We start from the raw sequence: 20,720 nt of genomic DNA, 5'->3' as shown, positions 1-20,720 counted from the left end.
TCTACCTATTTTCGGAGATTGAAGGTTCCCAATTCTTCAATCCGGTACCCTTCGGGATAAGTAGCACGCTTTCTTTTTGTTCCCAGGGCAGGCTTCTTCCGCTCCGGAAGTGTAGCCTGTAAAAACGCCTTCAGCCGCATGGATTTCGCTACCATCAGAGCCATGGAGTTTGGTGGACTGGGTAGTCCCATTGCCTTTCTAAGGGGATCATCCATCAGACAATAGGCCAGGGGTCTGCCCAGAGAGATCAATCTCTCCGGCAAATAAAAGCCAATTAACAAATCCAGGGTTTTATCGCCTATTTTTTTGTTTGCCTGATGAAAGGAAAAATGGGAGTGCTCATATTCCAGGTTAAAGGCTTCAAAGGATTGTAACGAATCGGGTACCTGTTTGATGCGCATCCTTAGGGCCAACTCCTGATAATTGATCAGTATGGCTTCTTTTTCCAAGGCGGTAAAGGGCCGCCAGCCCCACCTAGCCATCCAGCGAATCGGCTCAAAAATAAAGGTAGACAGTACGTACAAGTAATCCTCATTGGAAATTTTGAATCGCCCATGCATGTCGTTCATACGTGCTATTGCAGCCTTACCTCGCTCGCTGTCCATCCCATTTTCAAGAATTTCATACAGGATCAATTCGGTGTCGTCATAGCGCTTACGGGTCCGGTTTACAAATTCTCCGGTGACTACCAATAACCGGGATACGGAGGGCACGGCAAACGTCCTGAAAAGTGCAAACTCCAATGCTTTTTCCATGTCCCAGGGAAAACAATGAAAGGTCAGCAAATAAGCAATTCTTTCGTAATCCCGTTTCGGATCCAGACCGGCAATTTCCTTCGTGTACGATTTGAAATTCATCTTTGACGCAAGTGACAGGAAAGCAAGTTAGCTGCTTTACTTCATGCATGAAAGCCGAAAATCGGTAAATTGTAAAGGGAATTTGACTACGGGAAAAAAATTCCCTTATTTCCCACTAAAACTTCCGAATATGTATAAATCGATTCAAACGCTGATCCTGATGGGAATCATTTTTCACACCCGGGCACAGGATAACCAAGAACCCGGTTATAAAATATACCACAGCCCCACCGAACAGACGTTGGAGATTTCGGACATCATTAGCCTTTCTGACCAGGCAGACGTAATCCTCTTTGGTGAAGAACACAACGATAGCCTGGCCCATGCCCTTCAGCGGCAGCTTTACGAGGACTTACTTACCACCCGCCGGAAGGTGATTCTCTCCATGGAAATGTTTGAGCGGGACGTTCAGCTGGTCCTTAACGAGTACCTGGCAGGCCTGATCAGTGAATCCAGCCTGATCAAAGAAGGCAGGGCCTGGAATAACTACTTAGATTACGCCCCTTTGGTAAACCTGGCTAAAAAAAATAACCAACAGGTGATTGCGGCAAATGTCCCGACCCGGTACGCTAGCATGGTTAGCAGAAAAGGAATCGGAACCCTTAAACTCCTGGATAAGAAAGTCAGTTCCTACTTCAGTATATTTGAGCCTCCTGGAGAAAACGACCCCTACCGCAAAAAATTCGATGCCGCCATGGGAAGCCATGGACATCAAATGGGGCCTTCCGTTTTTCATGCGCAACTTCTCCGCGATGCCACCATGGCAGAAAGTATCCTAAAGGCCTGGAAAAAAAATAGAAACAGTATTATTCTGCACCTAACTGGAAGATTTCACAGCGATGAGGGATTGGGAACGGTTTCCGAGCTCAGCAGCAGAAAGAAAAAACTTCGCCTGCTTACCCTATCCTGCTTTCCTGCGGAAGACTTTGCGGCACCCAACTGGGCAGCATACCGGGATCTGGCCGAGATAATTATTCTTACCAATCCAAAAAGCACAAAAAATTTCTGACCGGAAAACCGAGGTGAAAGGGTGGAATGGATGGCATAGAGATTCCGCTATTTTGTGATCCAATAATACTCAAAAAAAGCAATAACACATGAAAGCCACAGGCCTTCATGTGTTATTTATATGCTTCTATCAATAACCCGGATTCTGTTCCAGGTTAGGGTTGATGTCAATTTCGGATTGGGGAAAGGGAAACAAATAATGTTTGGCAGGATCAAATTGCCGCTGTATACCAGACCCCGGTTCAACAAGGGTTGGTATGTATTCTTCGGCATATCTCCACCTTTTGATGTCCCTGTAACGCATGCCCTCAAAGGCAAATTCCACCCTTCTTTCGTTCCAGATCCTATCCCGCATTTCATCCTGATTCAAACCTTCGGGAAGAGCTGGCATATCCACCCCCGGGCGGGATCTAACGGCGTTTACCGCATCATAAACCGCCTGCGTAGGACCGTTCAATTCATTGGTGGCTTCGGCAAAATTCAATAGAACCTCTGCATAGCGGATCAAAACCCAATCCTGTTCACTCTTGGTGGAGTAATCAATAGGTAAAGTTTCCACATTGCCTCCCTTGGCCGGCATCAATCCGGTCATGGAAACCCCATTGTACGCAAACTCCACCACTTCACCTGATTCTTTGACCGCAGGATCATTAAAATCCCGCATTGTCTTGCCCAAACGCGGATCCCTGTTTTCTTTCCAGTTATCCGGGTCATACAAGGGCGATTCAGCAATGGATAAACCATCGACGCATTCAAAAGCATCTCTCAATTCGGCCCTGGGATTCCAAATGCCATGCCAGAGAATACGGATATCCTGATTACTAAAATTATCAGGATTCAAATACTTTGTGGAAAACATGATTTCCGGATTGTTACTCTGCCCTTCAGCCAAAAACATGTTTTGCCATTCTTCTGTATAAAGGCCAAACTGCCCATCAGCCATTACCTGGGAAGCCGCTTGTGCAGCAGCAGTCCAATCGGATTCAAATAGGTGTACACGGCTCTTAAGGGCCATGGCAGAACCTCTTACAGCATGCCCGCTGGAACTATAATCAGTATTGGGGAGGCTGGCGATGGCCACATCTAAATCCGCCAACACCTGATCGATCACCTGATCCCGGGAACTTTGGGCCACCTTTGCCTCATCAGCAGATACAGTGGAAGTATAAAGCGGCACTCCTCCGTAAAAGTCTGCCAGGGTAAAATAGAAGAAAGCACGCAAAAAGAGCACTTCTCCCTTATACCGGGTGATCCTTTCTGCAGGCATGTCTACCCGGTCAATGTTCTCCAAAAAATAATTACAGGTAGCTATCCCCTGATAACAATGGTTGTAAACATTGGCGAGAAGCCCTCCTGAAACCGCTTCCATTATACCCATAGCAAAGGTTCCGGTAGAGGCCGCACCCAAACTCTGCCCTCCTTCATTCGCATCACCTGCCATGATGGCCAGGGAATAGACCCCTTCATGGTTAAAGGTATTGGTATTGAGCCTGGAATATACTCCCGCCAGGGCCAGATCGGCATCCTTCTGTGAGGTCCAGAAGGTAGGGCCTGAAATTTGGGTTGTAGGGTTTCTTTCCAGAAAATCCGTACAGGATACTGCCAACAAGACCAGCAAGCCTATTAGCATGTGGTGAATATATGATAGTTTTAAATATTTCATCTTGGTAACTGTTTAATGATTTAAAGAGAAACTTTCAGGCCCAAAGTGTAACTGGTGATCTGCGGATAAGCCTGAAACCAGTTGGTATTGGCTCTTTCGGGATCTGATCCCGGCCAGTCGGTGATGGTGAATAAATTGTCACCGGACATGTAAACCCTGGAAAACCTTAGCCCTAATTTTTCATTTAAACGATCAGGCAAATTGTATCCTATCGCCAGGTTTTTCAATCTCAGATAAGATGCATCCAGTAACCAATAGGAGTTTCGGGTACCTGTCACAGGGGCATAGCCAGAAATATACATGGCAGGGTGTTCATTGGTAGATCCCTCCCCGGTCCACATATTTTCGATAAAATCCACTGGAGGGGGTGAACCCTGAATATAAGGCACCAATCCCCAGGATAATCCCTGGGTACTCTGCTTGTAGCCTTCCAAACCCTGGAAAAATGCATTTAAATCAAAATTTCTCCAGGAAAGATTGATGGTACTTCCGTAATGAAACCTGGGGTAAGCACCGTCCATGACTACCCTGTCATCCGCATTGATTACTCCATCTCCATTTTGGTCTACAAATTTCAAGTCGCCGGGTTTGGGGTTAAATTGGTGCTGGGGACTATTCGCTATTTCTTCCTCATTTTGGAAAATACCATCCCACTCCACCATAAAATGAGAATTAAAAGGAAGCCCCTCCTGAATGGTGAAATTGCCATAAACCGGGGAAAGGATCCGCAATACTTCATTTCTGAAGGTGGAGAAATTGACGCTGACATTATAGCCAAATTCCCCAAATCGTTTCATGGATCCCAATTCCAGCTCGATGCCGGTGTTTCTCATCTTGCCATAATTCACAGTGGGCGGGGAAAGTCCCACACTGGCCGGAATAGGCACATTGTACAGGATATCATCCGTTACCTTATCAAACCAATCGAAGGTAACATTGATCAAGCCCTCTTTTAAGGAAAGATCGAACCCAATGTCAGCCATGGTGGTGGTTTCCCATCTCAAATTGGGATCTACCAGGCGGTTAACATACGCCCCGGGATGGGCCGTATTAAATGGATAAGAAGTCGTGGTCAAAACTTCTTGAAAAGGATATAAGCCAACATTCTGGTTGCCCAATTGCCCCCAGGATCCCCTGATTTTAAACTCATCTATCCAAGAATTTAGTTGCAAAAATTGTTCTTGGGAGACCCTCCATCCCGCAGAGACAGAAGGAAATACTCCCCAACGGTTATCCGGAGAAATCCTGGAGGTTCCATCGTAACGGATATTGGCCTCTACCAGGTATTTCTCCTTATAATCGTACATGGCGCGTCCAAACAAGGACATGATGGCCCATTCCTGCAAATATCCCCCGGTGGTTTGGTCCAGCGGTGCTCCCGCATCCAATTCCATCAATGTATTGGTAGGGAAATGTACCCTGGAACCCCTAAGCTGCCGGTTGGAACTGTATTCCTGATTGTAGCCGGCCAAAATATTGACATTGTGGGTTTCATTGAAAAGCCTTCGGTAATTCAAAGTGGAATAAAAGGTGGTCCATAAACCGGTATTCCAGGTTTCCCTGACCCCCAATTGCCAGGTGGAGTTATTGTGGGCATAGGAGCCATCCTTGAAAAAATAATTATCCACCGGCGTTTCATGATTTTTCAGTGCGCGGTTGTCGTAAGATACAGCTCCTTTGGTGTACCAGGTCAGGTGCTCGGTAGGTTTGATTTCCACATAGAATTGGGGCAAAACATTGTAATTGATATCCGTTTGAATGCCACTGGCATCTTGCGCATCCGGGTTCCTAACGGTCCATTCGCCTATATTTGAACTGTACCTTGCCACGTAGCCAGTAGACCCGTCAGGTAAGGTCATGGTAGGTGTATAATTGGGACCCGCACCATAGATGGCCAGGATCTGGTAATCAACGTTTCCATTATCCCAATTGCTGCGTTGAATATCTTTGTTGACCAGTTGAATGTCGCCGCCTACCGTAATCCAATCATTGATTTTGGAATCCACGGTCAACCTTGCATTGTATTTTTTGAATTCATACAGACTGGTCAAACCAGGTTGATCAAAATAGCCCAGAGATAATCCAACCGTCGTTTTTTCTGTGCCACCACTCACCCGAACCGATTGCATATTGGCAACCGCCGTGTTGAAAGAATGATCTATCCAATCAAAGTTGGGATAATTGATGGGATCGTTCGGATTGTTTCTGAAGGCATCAATCTCCTCCTGACTGAAATAGGGTGCCTGACCTCCGGCTCTTTGCCTTCCCTGATTCCAATACATCATGTAATCGGCAGAATTGCTCAGCAACCTGGGCAACCTGGTAGGCTGATGCACCTGCACATTGCTATGTATATCGATACTGAGAGCACCTTCAGTACCTCTTTTGGTAGTAATCAAAATAACGCCATTGGCAGCCCTGGCACCATAGATAGCACTTGATGCTGCATCTTTCAAAACAGAGACCGATTCCACATCATTGGGATCCAAATTGGTCATATCACCGGCAATACCGTTGATGAGAACAAGTGGTTCACTTCCAGCAGAGCTAAAAGTACCAAGGCCCCTGATCCGCAATGAATTATTTTCACTTCCGGGTTTTCCGGAATGGGAAGAAACCTGCAGACCGGCTACTTTACCCTGCAGTAGTCCTGCCACATTGGTCAAAGGTCGCTTGATGATTTCATCTGCCCCCACAGTAGCTACTGACCCGGTCATGTTGGCTTTTTTCTGGGTACCATATCCCACCACTACCACTTCGTCCAGGGAGGCCAGGTCTTCTGCCAATACCACATTAATGGTACTTTGGTTGCCAACCTGTATGGTTTGGGAAGTAAAACCAATGAAGGAAAATACCAGTTCGGCGTTGTCCGGAACCGTTATGGAATACTTACCATCCAGATTGGTAACAGTACCCCTATTGGTGCCCAGAACGGTTACGGTAACCCCCGGGAGGGGAACCTCATTTGCGTCTGTAACGGTACCTGATACAGCAATATCCATGTTTGCGCCTTTTCCCGGAGGAATCGCTCCATGGGCCCATGTGCATCCAATAAAAAATAAGTGAAGTAGCAGCAATGACAGCGTTTTTAACCGCAAATCTAATTGCCTGAATACAGTTGTTTTCATGATTTTTGTGGGTTTAGGTTGATGTTAATTTTGAAATCCCAGCCAAAGCACTCCAGATTTGATTTCAGCCGGAAACGCCGAAATGAAATACCAGGGCATCCTTGCTCAGATCGAATTCATTTGATTTTTCGGAACGTTAAAATGGGACTGCGGGATAAATGAAGCTGTTGGTCTTATGTAAATCCCAGCTGTATAGGTTTGATCAGAATTTACTTTATTCTGGTCTATTAATGTAAATAAAATTTAACAAATATTATAACCATTAATATAACCTTTTATAATGAACTTAAACTATAAAACAGAATTAAATACTTTATTTATTGTATATTAAAAAACAACCTACTTAAATGGCAATATTATTTTGTTATTTTAAATATAAAATACTAAAAATAATACTATATCGATTTAAAAAAATATTTTTATTACTTATTAAAGGGCTATTCTGTATATTAATTTTAAAACACCAGGTCTTTCCGAACAAGGATTTCTGTTGTCCTATTATTGTCAATTGGTCCGTTTTAAATCTACCGATAGCAGATCACCCAACTTTACCCTTATCAAAAAAATAGCTTTCCAATCCATAATAATACCTTTTAATGTTTATATTATTAACCAATTAATGTTAATTAAATAAACAAAATGTATCTCAACTGCCACAGTCATTACAGTTTCAAGTACGGCACGCTTTCCGTGGAAGCATTGGTAGCGGAAGCTAAAAAGCAAAAACTGGATGCGCTGTCCCTGACGGACATCAATAGCGTTTCCGGAATATTTCCATTTATCAGGGAAGCCCAAAAAAATGGGATTCACCCGGTGGTCGGCATTGACTTCCGCAATGACACTACCCGGCAATACATCGGTCTGGCCAAAAATCAGGAAGGCTTCTGCGAGCTAAACCTTCACCTCTCTCATCACCTGACTCGTAAGCTACCGTTTACTTCCGACGCTCCCGCCATTAACCATGCCTTTATCATTTATCCCTTTTCCGATACCTCTTTTCCCCTACGTGACAATGAATACATCGGGGTACAACCCTCGCAATTGAAGAAACTTCCCTACAGTCCCTGGGCCCGGCAAAAAGACCGGCTGGTCTTGCTCCAACCAGTGACATTTGCCAGTAAAGTAGCCTTCAATGCCCACCGCCTCTTGCGCTGTATGGATCAGAATACCCTGCTTAGCAAACTACCTGTATCCGAGCAAGGGGATCCTTCAGAGCAATTTTATGGCTATGCCGATTTGGTGGCCCGCTGTGAAAACCATAGCTACCTGATTTACAACGCCCAAAAACTTCTGGAACAGTGCCAGTTTTCCTTCTACTTTCAGGCCGTTAAAAACAGGCGGGACATTCTGGGTTCTGACTGGGAGGATTTTGACTACCTGCGGCAGGAAACCTTTAAAGGTGCCCTACTACGCTATGGCAGGCTGGACGATACCATCGAAAATCGGATTGGAAAAGAATTGGAAATGATCCAGCAAAAGGGATTTGTCTCCTATTTTCTGATCAATTATGACATCGTCAACTTTGCCCAGCAAAAAAACTTCTTCTACGTGGGCAGGGGCAGTGGGGCCAACAGCATTGTGGCCTATTGCCTGGCCATTACCGACGTAGATCCCATTGAGCTGGACCTGTACTTTGAGCGTTTTATCAACCTGTACCGGGAAAATCCCCCTGACTTCGATCTGGACTTTTCCTGGAAAGACCGGGACGAACTAACCCGTTATATCTTCACCAAATACAACCGCCCGGAAAGCGAACATGTCTGCCTGCTGGCGACGTTCAATACCTTTCAGTACAATTCAGTGCTGCGGGAACTTGGAAAGGTCTTCGGTCTGCCCAAGTCCGAAATAGAGTCCCTGATCTACCACGGCGACAAGCTGGAAAGCAGCAACTATCGGCCAGACCAGTATGGCAAGCTGATTTATCGCTACAGCGAGGTGATTCGGGACATGCCCTCCCACCTCAGCATCCATGCGGGAGGAGTGTTGATCTCCCACAAACCCATCCATTACTATACCGCCACCGAGCTGCCGCCCAAAGGCTTCCCCATTTCCCAATTCGACATGCACGTAGCAGAGGACATCGGCCTGCACAAATTTGACATCCTCAGCCAAAGGGGACTGGGACACATCAAGAGCAGCCTGGAAATCATCCATCAAAACCAGGGCAAGGAAGTGGATATCCGCCAGGTGGCGGCCTTCAAAAAAGACCCAAAAATCAAGCAGCACCTGCGGGAGGGGCGTACCATTGGTGCCTTCTACGTAGAATCTCCGGCCATGCGCATGCTGCTGGCAAAATTGAAAGCGGACGAGTACCTGGAATTGGTAGCTGCCAGCTCCATCATCCGGCCGGGTGTGGCCCGCTCCGGTATGATGCGGGAATACATCCTCCGGCACGTAGATCCCGGCAGAAGGAAAATGGCCCATCCGGTGCTTCAGGACATCATGCCCGAAACCTATGGCATCATGGTATACCAGGAAGATGTGATCAAGGTGGCCCATTACTTTGCAGGCCTTTCGCTGAGCGAGGCCGACGTACTGCGACGGGGCATGAGCGGCAAATCCCGCTCCAAAGACGAATTTCAGCGGGTAAAGGACCTCTTTTTTGCCAACTGCAGGAAAAAAGGGCGTGAGCCAAAAGTGGCGGAAGCGGTCTGGCATCAGATCGAAAGCTTTGCCGGTTACTCCTTTGCAAAGGGCCATTCTGCCTCTTTTGCCGTGGAGAGCTACCAAAGTCTTTATCTAAAGGCCCATTACCCCCTGGAATTTATGGTGGGGGTCATCAATAATTTCGGGGGCTTTTATCCTACCGAGTTTTACATTCACGAACTCCGCATGAATGGAGCAGATGTTCAGGCCCCACATATCAATGAAAGCGAAAACCTGACCTGCATCCGGGGCAAAACCGTCTACCTGGGATTTGTACACATGAAATTTCTCCAAAAAGAAACCGTCGCCCAAATCCTGCAGGAAAGACAGCAGGGAGGAAGGTTTACTGGCCTGGTGGACTTTGTCTCCCGCGTGGACATCAGCCTGGAGCAATTGCTGATCCTGGTACGGATCGGCTGCTTCCGCTTTACCGGCAAGAGCAAGCAGGAGACACTGTGGGAAGCGCATTTTATCCTGCACCGCAAAAAAAAACCGGCCGGCGGAAGCCAGCGGCTGTTTGCACAGGCAGGCTTCCGGGAGCTGCAGCCTCCTGTTCTGGAAGCGGCAGATGTGAGGCAAGAGATCACCGACCAGATTGAAATCCTCGAATTCCCACTGGAATCCCCCTTCCTGCTGGTAAAAGACCAACAAGTCCGGGGCATAGCAGCCAGGGAAATGGCACAGTTTCTGGGCAAACGGGTACAGCTGGTCGGCTACCTGGTTACCGTCAAATACACCCGGACGGTAAAGGGGGAGGTGATGAACTTCGGCACCTTTATTGACCGGGAAGGGCACTGGATCGATACGGTGCATTTCCCCCCGGTGGTGAAAAAGACACCCTTCAAGGGCCGCGGCATCTACCTGATCAGGGGAATGGTCACCGAGGAATTCGGCTTCTACAGCGTCGAAGTCAGCAGCTGTGAGCGGATGGCGTACTGGAATGCGGATGATTGATTTTGTGGGACATAAATCACAAGCCTTTCCTCTATCCATCTTTCGGTAGGATCGAAACTTCCCTGAAATAAATCAATCCTGCTTAAATTGGTTCAAAACGAATTTATTAATATATTGAAAGCTATAGGGTCTACTTATGAAAAACGTTTTGATAATCCTTTTCCAGCTATGGCTGCTCCATTGTCTCATTTCCTGTGGTCCCACCACCAGAGATACGGCAGCGGTTAATTCCTACACGTTAGAAATAGTAGACTCGGTACAGGTGGATTTTCTGGGAAATCCACAACTTATTGCGGTCCATTCCGCTAAGGACTTATTTATTTTCCATGAGTACCGGCAAAACAAACTGATCCTGACGGATCGAAAGGGTGAGCTCCTTTCCACCTTCGACCACCCGAGCGACGCCCCCACCTCTTATGGCAATACCGCTTGTGCCGCTACTTTTGTAGGAGACCATATTGCCGTATTGGGGCCACAAAAATTGGTGATTTATGACCTTGATTTTAATTTTATCAAGAGCCATCAAAAACCTTATGCGGGCAAAGGAATGCTTTACTCTGGATATGACCATCTACAGAAGGCCGAGGTAAACGACGAAATCTATTTGGTTGCATTTACGGGTGGTCCCCAACATCCCGCTGCTACCAATCAGGAAGCCTATTATACCCATTTCAACACTTTTGACCTGATCCATACGGATACCGGAGGTTTCACACCCATTACGGCCCTGCATCCCAAAAGCAGGTACTTTCAGGGAGAGGCTTTTAATTTTATTCGGCCGGTGTTTCAGGTAAATGAAGACCTGATTCAATTTGTTTTTGCCACAGACACTTTGTTTCATACCTATGATCTGAGCCGACAGGGGAATGAGTTGTCCATCGAAGGCATTCCCTTTGATCAGTTTATTCTCAATCCCGGATACCCACTTGGGGGAAGGGAAGATTATGACAAGCCAAAACCTACAGAAGGTGTGATAAAAGGTTATTTTAACATCAATAAAAAAGATTTAATCCTCTACCAGTCTGGTCTGCCTCTTGAAGATAAGCCTGCACAGGGAACGCCCCGGGAGGTATGGAACGAAATTAACGCAAGGTTGAATCCCCTAAAATTTCTGGTAAGAGAAGCGGAAGGGGTCTACAGTAAAGTAGGCTACTGCCCACCACTTTTCACCATTACCCATGTGGATGAAAAAAATCGTTTGTGGGCACGACAAAATGTTGAGATTTTGGATCAGGAGCCTGAATTTTTCACCTTCTATCAGGTAGCGTTGGTCGCACAATAAAACCAATACCTGGCAGTATATTGGACTATGATTGATTGTTGGGGTTGAAATGGCAATAATTGAAAAATCGGGATTCATTCCTTTTCCTTATTTAACTATTCTCAAATATTGCGAACTGTCAAGTCCGCTTTGTTAACCCTACTCCTGCACCCACTACTAAACCAATGTTGCCATACCTTTCACCCGAAATTTTATATCAGGTCCCTGTCCAGCTGACTTGATGTCTTTGTTACAGGATATCAATTCCACAAAAAAGTCTTTACTTTTATGGGAACCATTAGAGTTTGATATGAAATATTATCCATTCTTTTTTATTTTTTCCGCTATTGCTTTTTGTAGCTGCAAACAAGCCTCATCACCAGAACCTATCCTCACTGCTGACCTTTACTTTCCGCCTCTCCAATCGGAAAATTGGGAAACTACCAGATCGGGATTGGAGGAAGAAAAGTTACAGGAGCTGGAGCAATTGCTCGCCCAAAACGGCACCCGGGCTTTTATCCTTCTGAAGGATGGAAAGATAGCCCTGGAGTACTACTTTGGCAACAGGCTGGCCGGTAATCAACCCTTCCAGGAAAACTCAGCCTGGTACTGGGCCTCGGCCGGAAAAACACTAACCGCAACATTGGTGGGCATCGCTCAGGAGGAGGGGCAGCTTTCTTTGGACCAGCCCACCTCTGAAATCCTGGGCTCCGGATGGAGCAACCTGCCGCCTGAAAAGGAAAATCTCATCCAAATCCGACACCACCTGAGTATGACCACCGGGCTGGATGACGGGGTGGACAATGCCGATGATTATTCCCCGGAAAACCTGCACTACCTGGCTGATCCCGGACAGCGCTGGGCCTACCACAATGCTCCCTATACCCTTTTGGATAATGTACTTGAAGGAGCTACCGGATCGGACATAGCCACCTACTTTCAACAAAAAATAGGATCAAAAATAGGCATGACCGGGTTTTGGCAGGAAATAGGCCATAACCGCGTCTTTTTCAGCGATGCCCGCTCCATGGCCCGTTTTGGGCTGCTGGTATTAGCGGAAGGAATTTGGGAAAACAAAGAAATCATCAGCGACCAGCACTACCTTCAGGCCATGGTGACTCCCTCTCAAGCTTTGAACAAAAGCTATGGCTACCTTTGGTGGCTAAATGGCCAGGAAAGGTATATGCTTCCCGGGATTCAAAATCCCCTTCCGGGAAGCTTTATTCCCAATGGCCCCTCGGATATGATATGGTTTGTGGCATGGGCAGGGATGGGCAATTCCTGTGTGTGGTTCCTTCTGAAAAGCTGGTATTGGTGCGGCTGGGCGAAAATCCGGATCAAAGCCGGATCCCTTTCCGGTTTTTAGATGCCATATGGGAAGTACTCAGTGATTAGGTAACTGCTTGAGGACATTCTAAAACGGAACGAGCTGTTTAAAGACAATTATAAACCTATGAAACAGCTTAGTTCTGAGCAATGCATTTTTGGATTGAAGGGTTGCTATTTATTCCTTTTCGGTTTTTTGGAAGGGTGCCCCTTCTAGGTGTAGTTTGCAACTACACCCTTCTTTCAATACCAATTTGTAATTGGAAATTGGACGGAATCACCACTAATCCACCCCTATCAAACCTACCAATCCAGTATAATTCCTTGCATCTGAACAACTACTAACTTCCGATTTTTCAACGATTCCTGCCCGTACCGAATTCTCATGGATATAAAACATGCTCCATTCGATCATTTCAGTTCGATAAATTTCAATGGCATGGTTTTCATGTGTACTTTTTCAAATCTCAGCCAGACACTGTTTAAAATTTTGGACATCTGTTTACCAAGAAATTCTTTTGTGAGCCACTGCAAATGGCTTTTAATGGATGATGAATTTAAAGGAGATTAGGAATAATAGGGTGTAGCGGATTCTACACCCGGTCGGGGCTATTTAGGTTTCTTCAAAATACCTTTCGGAGCAGGGTTTCATGTCTTGAACGGTGGTCATTCATACTTTAAATTTTTTCGGATCCTTCCGATTAGGCCTAAAACTCACGACCTCTAGATGATCTTCTTTGATGCGATAATAAATACTCGTCTGTTTACTGAAAGCGCATTTTCTCAGGCCTTTTCTTATATCGGATTCGCGGTACATCTCCGGCGATTCCGATAGCAGGCCCAAGGTTTTTTCGATATTGACATATATTTCTTTTGCTTTCTGTTGTCCGAACTTCCGAACTACGTATTCCAACAATTCAATTTCCTCATGCCTGGCACGAAGGGAATAGCGGATCGCCAATGCCAAACCTAAAAGTTGAATCGGTTTTTGATTTCCTCACGGACGGATTCATGGGACAGGTGTTGCCCTTTATCCAACTGCTCAAGGCCCTCATCTATGGCCGCCCGGTCTTCCTCACTTAACGCTTCCCAAAAATCCCCATCATCATCAATTTTTAAAAGCGATTTGACGGCGTTTAAAACACGATCATCATTGGTATTGATGATTTCCGATATGATCCTGTATTTTACCGAATTATCCATTTGATGGTTTTTAATTATCCCATAAAGTTAATAAATTTTAGACTTATTTTAATCCTTCGCTGGATGTGGTTTGCAACTACACCCTTCTATCAACACCAATTTGTAATTGGAAATTGGACGGAATCACCACTAATCCACCCCTATCAAACCTACCAATCCAGTATAATTCCTTGCATCTGAACACCGACAAGCTTCCGATTTCTCTACGATTCCTGCCCCTACCGGATTCTCATGAATATAAAACATGCTCCATTCGATCATTTCGGTTCGATAAATTTCAATCGCATAGTTTTCATGTTTCCTTTTTCAAACCCCAGCCAGACACTGTTTAAAATTTTGGACATCTGTTTACCTAGAAATTCTTTAGTAAGCCATTGCAAATGGCTTCTAATGGATTACGATTTTAAAGGAGGTTAGGAATAATAGGGTGTAGCGAATTCTACACCCAGTCGGGGCTTTTACAAGCCCCTCATTCCCTTTTTCCGGGCCTTGTGGCAGGTAGACATAGAACGTTTCGCCCCTTTGGACAACCATAAAGATAGTTTTTTTCTTTCAGTTGAAAAGTTTTCAGCTTAAAAAAGAAGGGGAGCGTATATTTCTACTTTTAATGACTCTCCCTAAAAGGAAAGGAAGTAAAAGAAAGCCCTGATCTGGCCAATATGGACAAAATTGCTGTTTGACTATTTTTGAAGATGAACGCCCTTTTGCTGTAAATCCCATCGCTAAACCGGAACTTGGTCCGAAGCCATTGAGCAGAAAGTATATATTTCTTGATCGGCTATTGCCTTTTCAGTGGCCTTTGTCTGGAAGAACGGACGTTGATCAGTTCTATTTGCCCCTTCCGTGGCCTGATACGGTAGGTTAAAATGGTGTGCTTGTTGATCGGCCCCCGGTGGACATGTTTTTGCTTTTTTGTGCCCGCCAGCATTTCGGGATACTGACCGAGCAATTCAAAAAATTCATAGGACTGACGGACAAAGTCTCGGATTTCCTTTTCTGTAAAATGGGTCTCCAGGTACTCGATTATCCTGGCGTAACCTGCTTGGGCACGCCTGGTCCAAACGATTTCTAAAGCCATTTTTTATACTTCTCCATGGCCTCCTCATGGGGAACCACCTCACCCCTGTCCGCCTGGGCAAGCCCCTCTTCTATTTCGGACCGCTCTTCAGCACTGATACCGTCCCACCAGTCCACTTCTTTCCTTTTTTTCAAAGTAATGAACTCATTGAGTATCTCGGTATCATTTAGCCCCGCAAGCCATTCGATCAAGCGTAATTTCTCTGTCTGGATGTCCATAATACTGCCTTTTTCCAAAGATAACATTTTTCGTCCTTTTTTAAGTTTCACATTTGTTTTCAACCCAACGGATGAAATTTCTGCGCCGCGGCCTTGAGTTCCTCCATTCCCGATTGTTTGTATTTCTCCGTAGAAGACGGGTATTTATGACCGACAAACACCTGGACAATCCTCAGGTCGCGCCCCGACCTTAAAAGGTTCGTGATGACACTCTGCCTGATCGTCCGGCAGTTTACCTTCCTGGGTGCATAAAACCCCTTAAAGCTCCTTGTAACCTGCTTGGTGATATCTTCCGCAGTTACCGGATTCTGACGGCTGCCGATCAGTAGTGCTTCTCTTTCATTGTCCTTTAGGAGTTCCGGTAAGTCAGTACAGCGTACCGTTCTTTGCGGTCCAGCAGCTTTTCCAGTTCTTCCGGGGTAAAGAGGTCCTGTAGCTGTATGTCCCTGCCCTGCCTGTCCCGCCGCCTGACCGAGCCGGGCGGGTTGTCTTTTCTTCTCCCGCTGGCATGCAGGTAACCGTAATAGGCTTTGATGCTGCAAAGTATCCGGTTCAGTGTGGCCGGGTTACCGTAGCGCTTGCGCAAAGCCCCGAGGTAATCGGCGATGTCCTTGTGCATGGCCCCGGCCGCCTTGGAGATTCTTTAATGAACCATTGCAAATGGCACGTAATGGATTACAACTTTAAAGGAGGGTAGGAATAATAGGGTGTAGAGGATTCTACACCCTGTCGGGGATTATCTTTTGTTTTTCCAGACCCTTGGGTTCCTACTGGTATGTGTAACAGCAAAAACAATGACTGATCTGTCCGGTTCTTCTACCCGGTAATGAATCTGGTAGGGGAATTTTTCCACTAATAAATTTCTTACGTCCCGATACCGAACCTGACAATGCAATGGATACTTTTTTATGTAATTTAGCCCTGATTTTAAGGATTCAAAAAACCGATCGCCTAAACCCGGCTTTTCTTCATCGTACCATTCCATTATTTCCTTGACGTCGAAACTGGCTTCCGGGAGCAGCTTAATCCGGTAGGTCATAAATCCTTTTCAAGCTCTTTCATTACGTCATCCCAGTCCAACGCTTTGCCGGGATCCTTTTCATAGGAAGCTATCCGCTCATCCAATAACCCCTTGTGGGCATCGCTTAACCCTCCCTCCTGCCTGTGTTTGAAAGCCTGCAGCTGTTCCAGTATTTTCGGGTCCTGTAGCTCGGTGAGCCAGTGGATAAGTTCGACTTTTATTGATTGAGTATCCATAATGATCATTTTTTATTTAATCCCTAAAGTTAACGATTTTTATGTTTATTTTAGTTTCTCCAATACATGCTGATGGCGATTTGATAGCGTAGCAATGGATTAGCTAAACAAGTCCATTACCGTTAAAAAGCTGTAAAAAGCCCCAAAGCGCTTCAATAGGCCCCGTATTCAGGCGCTCAGTTTCTTCGATAATATCTCATCCGAGGTCTTCATGGAGGACAAAACCACGAACGGACAACTCAGGCTAATTCAGCAACTCGAAGACGAGGACCGGCAGGCTGTCTTCAAACGCAACGACAAAATGTTCACTAACGAAAATTCAAAGGCTTCTTCCAGAAAAATGTCGCGGCATTGGAAATCAAAAAAGCAAGGACGAACCACCGGATTTTTCTTTTAGAAACTTGCTCTACCTTTTAGGGTGCCAACCATACAATCAGCTCCCTCATTACCGTTATAAATCCTACTAATATTAGAGCGTAAATAAACAGGTTTCTTCTAATCTTATGACCTGCATTAAATTTATGGACACCTACTTCATCTCTCCGGATAATCCGAAAGTAGAGATATACGCCCAAAATGAAAATCAATAACCCTATAAAAATCATTATTATTTTTTAACCGCAGTGATCTCTTATTTGGTGACCCTCTCCCATCACTAAAAATAGTTTATCCGAACAGCAATTACAAATGAATTTAATGAACCAAGGAATGGATGGCCTGGATATTTTTTCAAACCTCAGCCAGACATTGTTCAAAATTTTGGACACTTGTTTACTAAGAGGTTCTTTAGTGAGCCATTGCAACTAGCTTGTAATAGATTACAATTTTAAACGAGGTTAGGAATAATAGGGTGTAGCGGATTTTACACCCAGTCGGGCCTTTTACAAGCCCCTCATTCCCTTTTTCCGGGCCTTGCGGCAGGTAGACATAGAACGTTTCACCCCTTAAATTTTTCTGCCGATAGGCATGAAAAAGGAAGTGTATCCGAGTGTCTTTTCGGAACGGCTCCCCATTCCTGCAAAATAAAATAATCAGGCAGGTTCTTTGTCGACCCTATCCCGGATCGCTTCGGCCACAAAGTTGTTCAGGGAGGTTTTGGCCTCCATGGCCAATAGAGCCGCCCTTTGATGCAATGTGGCCGGTATCCTTACATTGAAACTCCCTTTAAACGGCTTCTCAGGAGATTTCCCTCCTTCCTTACAATCAGCCAGATAAGCATCAATGGCTTCTCTAAAATCCGCTTCCAGAAGTTTTCCAGTCTCTCCTTCATAGGAGACCAAACCCTTGATTCCCAATACTTTTCCATAGAGCAGACTGTACTCAGGACTGTACTCAATACTACCCGTATAACCTTTGTATTCCAGATATTTCATATGATTATAATTTGTTTTTTAAAGGCCATATGGAATCTCGCATGGATTATGATCATTCCTTTTTGTGACGTTTTTCGCCATGCCTGTCTGCCTCAGGCAGGCTCGATTTCATAACTCCAATAGTTCTCTGACCTGTTTCATTTGGTATTGCTTCATAATCCCGCTTGGGTGGGGCTTGTGGAGCATGACAGGTACCCACACCGTTCTCGAATTTCACCCTCGAACATGAGGTCTTGCCTTTCTTTACTTCCTCAAAACCAAAGAATCCAAGCAGTTTTACCATCTCGTCATAATGAAAGTCGGATGGCATGCCCAAAAACCTGGCGATCAGTTTTTCCTTCTTGGACATAAACTCAAAGTAACTTTATTTAGTTGCATTTTCCAAACTTTTTAATCCTAACCCAGTGGGGTGTAGCGGATTCTACACCCAATCGGGGGTGATCCCAGAACTCCTCCCAACAAGATTTATTCTTCTTCATAATAGGACACATCATATTTTAAAAAATCGTCCAGAGAAGGCAACTCCCCCTCTATTTCACCATATGCTTCTTCAAATAAGGAATATAATCTTATTATTTCTTTTGAACTTTTATCAATTGTATACAGCTTTTTAACTAAATAATATGCATCATTTTCAATATCATTTTCATAACGAAATTTAGCTAACAAATATAAGGCTGAGACATTATTAGGGTCTAACCTTAGACTGCCTCTCAACATTTTATCAAACAAATCCTTTCTTACGTTGTGCTTTTCTCTCAAAAAAACACTTAAAGCTAATATATCATAACTATCTGAAGAATATGCATCTAGATAATCCCCCAGCCCTGCTAAAAATGGTTCTTTTCCCGGTATCCTGATCATCGCTGATGACACGTCTATTAAAAAAAAATCCGGTCGCAACTTTTTACTTTTTTCAAAGTCGTTAGAATGAACACTATTAATAAAATCTATACATATATCCTTGTGACTTATAGTTCTTGAGACCGTTTGATATCTCTTGTGGTTGAATTCAATTTTTTTTTGCTCTTGTGCCTTAATAAAAGCGATCATCGTAAAAAAAATGACTACTAATAAAATCATTGACCTTCCAATCATTCGGATGATGTTTAAAATTTCCTTTCACTTTTTTGATAAGCCAGGTAAATTGCTTGCGATACTAGCCATTCGGATAATTTGTCCTAAATCAATATTCGTAATAGCATTGTCTACCCGATTTTCAGGCTGAATCCTCTTCCTTCCCGTTAAACCCATAACGATACTTTCACCATTCTCCCCGGTCGTACCGCTCTCGTTTTACTCTAAATTTGCCACCGGCTTCACCTCCACGTTAAGGGAATCAATTACATTGACTTCATACCCCAAATTGATTTCAACCTGACTTCCCTCTTTACTAAACGCTGCGGCCCCTTCCGGACTGATTTGGGTCTCCCAGGCGTAAAGACGCCTCAGATTGGGGAGCCCTGCCAGCTGCTCCAGGCCGGCATCACTGACTTCGGTCCCATAAAGGTTTAGGGATTCCAGGTATTCCAGTTCCGCTAAATGGGCCAAGCCAGCATCCGTAATGCTTGTTTTTTCTACTCGTAGGCGGGTGAGGTTTTTCATTTTCCCCACTGCGACCAGCCCCTCATCCGTCAACGGCGTGTCCTTGACATCCAGCCAGGTAATTTGCTCGGGGAAGTCGGTCGCCAACCGCTGCAATACTACATCGACGGAATCTTTTGCAGACAAGGTCACCTGCAGCCAGTTGGAATCGTTGGAAAGGGACTTTACCGCAATTCCCTGCTCGGTATAAGCCTTTAGCTTTTCCGGATCCGGTGGGGTGGTGCCTTCCGCCAGCAGGATCTCCACTTCGGACTTATTCGCATTGGGATCGGTAAGGGTTAGCAATACTGATTGTATCTCCTGATTCGCTTCGAGTTCGGGCACTTTCTTATCGAAGGGAGCTCCTTCGTTAATCCACCATTCCAGTAGCAATACTTGTTCGTCCGATAATTGCGATTTGCCTTTTGGGGGCATGTGGTCGTCGTGATTTTGGTCCAGGTGAATCCGTTTGATCATTTCGCTTTCGGCCGCCTTTCCTGCCTGAAAGATGGGGCCATTTTCCCCTCCTTTCATCAGGGCTTCTCTCGTATGCATTTGCAAATCACCCTTCTTCTTGCTGGCGTTGTGACAGGAATTGCAGCGAATTTCCATGATGGGATGGATAATTTCGGTATACACCACGGCCTCATCCAGATTTTCTATTAACTGGGGTCCTTTTTGTTCTACCGGCATCCCTGCGAGCTGTTTTATTCCATCGGGCAGGTATTGGGTGAGGTAGTTTGCCCCGTGGGTCAGGGATCCGCCGTAATGGCCGGCCACGGCTAAGAATACCATCATCAGGGAGAAGGAGCCCAGGTAAGCCCGGTTAAATTTCAGCGTTGCCTTTTTCTGCTTTTGGCCGTAGAGCCACCAGGTACCGAAGGCAAAGAGCACCAAAAGAATTCCGGACCACTGATGGATAAACAGTAAATCTTCTCCATAGTCGCCTGCCTGCGCCAGCATCAAGCCCAGTATGGCTGTCACCAGAGCGGAAAGGGCTCCCAGGCCCAGCACAAAGCCTATCGCCGGTTTCAGGTAGGCAAACTTTTCCCTGCGGGAAAGAAATTCCATCAAGAATCCCAGGGCTAAAAAGCCAATGGGAAGGTGTAAAAACAAGGGGTGAAACCTTCCGAAGAAGATGATGATGTCTGATGATAGCTCCAT

At 45.3% G+C, this 20,720-nt stretch carries 20 protein-coding genes; 5 read left to right on the top strand and 15 right to left on the bottom strand.

Going from position 1 to position 20,720, the window contains the following annotated elements:
* Positions 1–5: 5 nt before the first annotated feature.
* Positions 6–857, bottom strand: coding sequence for an oxygenase MpaB family protein (locus GJS45_RS05555; protein ID WP_162340447.1), 852 nt, complete (start codon positions 855–857; stop codon positions 6–8).
* Between the two features lie 130 nt (positions 858–987).
* On the opposite strand from GJS45_RS05555, the gene GJS45_RS05550 reads away from it, so the two are divergent.
* On the top strand, positions 988–1,866 hold the full coding sequence (locus GJS45_RS05550; protein ID WP_162340446.1) for a ChaN family lipoprotein: 879 nt from the start codon (positions 988–990) through the stop codon (positions 1,864–1,866).
* 129 nt (positions 1,867–1,995) lie between these two features.
* Here the strand turns inward: GJS45_RS05550 and GJS45_RS05545 are convergent, their stop codons facing one another.
* Together GJS45_RS05545 and GJS45_RS05540 are read right to left on the bottom strand one after the other, a co-directional pair.
* Complete coding sequence (locus tag GJS45_RS05545; protein WP_162340445.1) at positions 1,996–3,528, bottom strand: RagB/SusD family nutrient uptake outer membrane protein; 1,533 nt, start codon at positions 3,526–3,528, stop codon at positions 1,996–1,998.
* 20 nt (positions 3,529–3,548) lie between these two features.
* Positions 3,549–6,656, bottom strand: coding sequence for a SusC/RagA family TonB-linked outer membrane protein (locus tag GJS45_RS05540; protein WP_162340444.1), 3,108 nt, complete (start codon positions 6,654–6,656; stop codon positions 3,549–3,551).
* Positions 6,657–7,295: 639 nt separating this feature from the next.
* Between GJS45_RS05540 and GJS45_RS05535 the strand changes: the two genes are divergently transcribed.
* The 3 genes from GJS45_RS05535 (at position 7,296) to GJS45_RS05525 (ending at position 12,883) form a co-directional block, all read left to right on the top strand.
* On the top strand, positions 7,296–10,256 hold the full coding sequence (locus GJS45_RS05535; protein ID WP_162340443.1) for a DNA polymerase III subunit alpha: 2,961 nt from the start codon (positions 7,296–7,298) through the stop codon (positions 10,254–10,256).
* A 136-nt stretch (positions 10,257–10,392) separates the two neighbouring features.
* Positions 10,393–11,538 carry a hypothetical protein gene (locus GJS45_RS05530; protein WP_162340442.1) on the top strand — a complete coding sequence of 382 codons (1,146 nt, stop codon included), beginning with the start codon at positions 10,393–10,395 and terminating at the stop codon, positions 11,536–11,538.
* 433 nt (positions 11,539–11,971) lie between these two features.
* Entirely contained in the window at positions 11,972–12,883 is a 912-nt protein-coding gene (locus GJS45_RS05525; protein ID WP_235954619.1) for a serine hydrolase domain-containing protein, read from the top strand.
* 630 nt (positions 12,884–13,513) lie between these two features.
* Here GJS45_RS05525 and GJS45_RS05520 read toward each other — a convergent pair.
* From GJS45_RS05520 to GJS45_RS05490, 8 genes are all read right to left on the bottom strand, one after another.
* Complete coding sequence (locus tag GJS45_RS05520; protein ID WP_162340441.1) at positions 13,514–13,810, bottom strand: type II toxin-antitoxin system RelE/ParE family toxin; 297 nt, start codon at positions 13,808–13,810, stop codon at positions 13,514–13,516.
* A 2-nt stretch (positions 13,811–13,812) separates the two neighbouring features.
* On the bottom strand, positions 13,813–14,046 hold the full coding sequence (locus GJS45_RS05515) for a hypothetical protein (RefSeq protein WP_162340440.1): 234 nt from the start codon (positions 14,044–14,046) through the stop codon (positions 13,813–13,815).
* A gap of 778 nt (positions 14,047–14,824) precedes the next feature.
* Entirely contained in the window at positions 14,825–15,124 is a 300-nt protein-coding gene (locus GJS45_RS05510; RefSeq protein ID WP_162340439.1) for a type II toxin-antitoxin system RelE/ParE family toxin, read from the bottom strand.
* Positions 15,115–15,369: a hypothetical protein gene (locus GJS45_RS05505; protein ID WP_162340438.1), complete on the bottom strand. Its 255-nt coding sequence runs from the start codon at positions 15,367–15,369 to the stop codon at positions 15,115–15,117. Before GJS45_RS05505 ends, GJS45_RS05510 begins: the two co-directional genes overlap by 10 nt.
* A gap of 32 nt (positions 15,370–15,401) precedes the next feature.
* On the bottom strand, positions 15,402–15,665 hold the full coding sequence (locus GJS45_RS24065) for a tyrosine-type recombinase/integrase (RefSeq protein WP_394366573.1): 264 nt from the start codon (positions 15,663–15,665) through the stop codon (positions 15,402–15,404).
* A 26-nt stretch (positions 15,666–15,691) separates the two neighbouring features.
* The gene (locus GJS45_RS23800; RefSeq protein ID WP_235954617.1) at positions 15,692–15,961 is read right to left on the bottom strand and encodes a hypothetical protein; all 270 of its coding nucleotides are present in this window, start codon (positions 15,959–15,961) and stop codon (positions 15,692–15,694) included.
* Between the two features lie 117 nt (positions 15,962–16,078).
* Positions 16,079–16,381, bottom strand: a complete 303-nt coding sequence (locus GJS45_RS05495; RefSeq protein WP_162340436.1) for a type II toxin-antitoxin system RelE/ParE family toxin — start codon at positions 16,379–16,381, stop codon at positions 16,079–16,081.
* Positions 16,378–16,599, bottom strand: coding sequence for an addiction module protein (locus GJS45_RS05490; protein ID WP_162340435.1), 222 nt, complete (start codon positions 16,597–16,599; stop codon positions 16,378–16,380). Before GJS45_RS05490 ends, GJS45_RS05495 begins: the two co-directional genes overlap by 4 nt.
* Before the next feature lie 211 nt (positions 16,600–16,810).
* Between GJS45_RS05490 and GJS45_RS05485 the strand changes: the two genes are divergently transcribed.
* Positions 16,811–16,996, top strand: a complete 186-nt coding sequence (locus GJS45_RS05485; RefSeq protein WP_162340434.1) for a hypothetical protein — start codon at positions 16,811–16,813, stop codon at positions 16,994–16,996.
* 634 nt (positions 16,997–17,630) lie between these two features.
* Here GJS45_RS05485 and GJS45_RS05480 read toward each other — a convergent pair.
* The 4 genes from GJS45_RS05480 to GJS45_RS05465 all read right to left on the bottom strand — a co-directional run bounded on the left by GJS45_RS05480 (position 17,631) and on the right by GJS45_RS05465 (position 20,720).
* Positions 17,631–17,972 (bottom strand): type II toxin-antitoxin system HicB family antitoxin, encoded by a 342-nt coding sequence (locus tag GJS45_RS05480; RefSeq protein WP_162340433.1) that lies wholly within the window; start codon positions 17,970–17,972, stop codon positions 17,631–17,633.
* 52 nt (positions 17,973–18,024) lie between these two features.
* On the bottom strand, positions 18,025–18,321 hold the full coding sequence (locus tag GJS45_RS05475; RefSeq protein WP_235954616.1) for a hypothetical protein: 297 nt from the start codon (positions 18,319–18,321) through the stop codon (positions 18,025–18,027).
* A 116-nt stretch (positions 18,322–18,437) separates the two neighbouring features.
* On the bottom strand, positions 18,438–19,070 hold the full coding sequence (locus GJS45_RS05470; RefSeq protein WP_162340432.1) for a hypothetical protein: 633 nt from the start codon (positions 19,068–19,070) through the stop codon (positions 18,438–18,440).
* A gap of 198 nt (positions 19,071–19,268) precedes the next feature.
* Positions 19,269–20,720: a c-type cytochrome domain-containing protein gene (locus GJS45_RS05465; RefSeq protein ID WP_162340431.1), complete on the bottom strand. Its 1,452-nt coding sequence runs from the start codon at positions 20,718–20,720 to the stop codon at positions 19,269–19,271.

It is taken from the genome of Cyclobacterium salsum (assembly GCF_010119245.1).
Taxonomy (GTDB): domain Bacteria; phylum Bacteroidota; class Bacteroidia; order Cytophagales; family Cyclobacteriaceae; genus Cyclobacterium; species Cyclobacterium salsum.
This window is presented reverse-complemented; position numbering and strand designations above follow the sequence as displayed.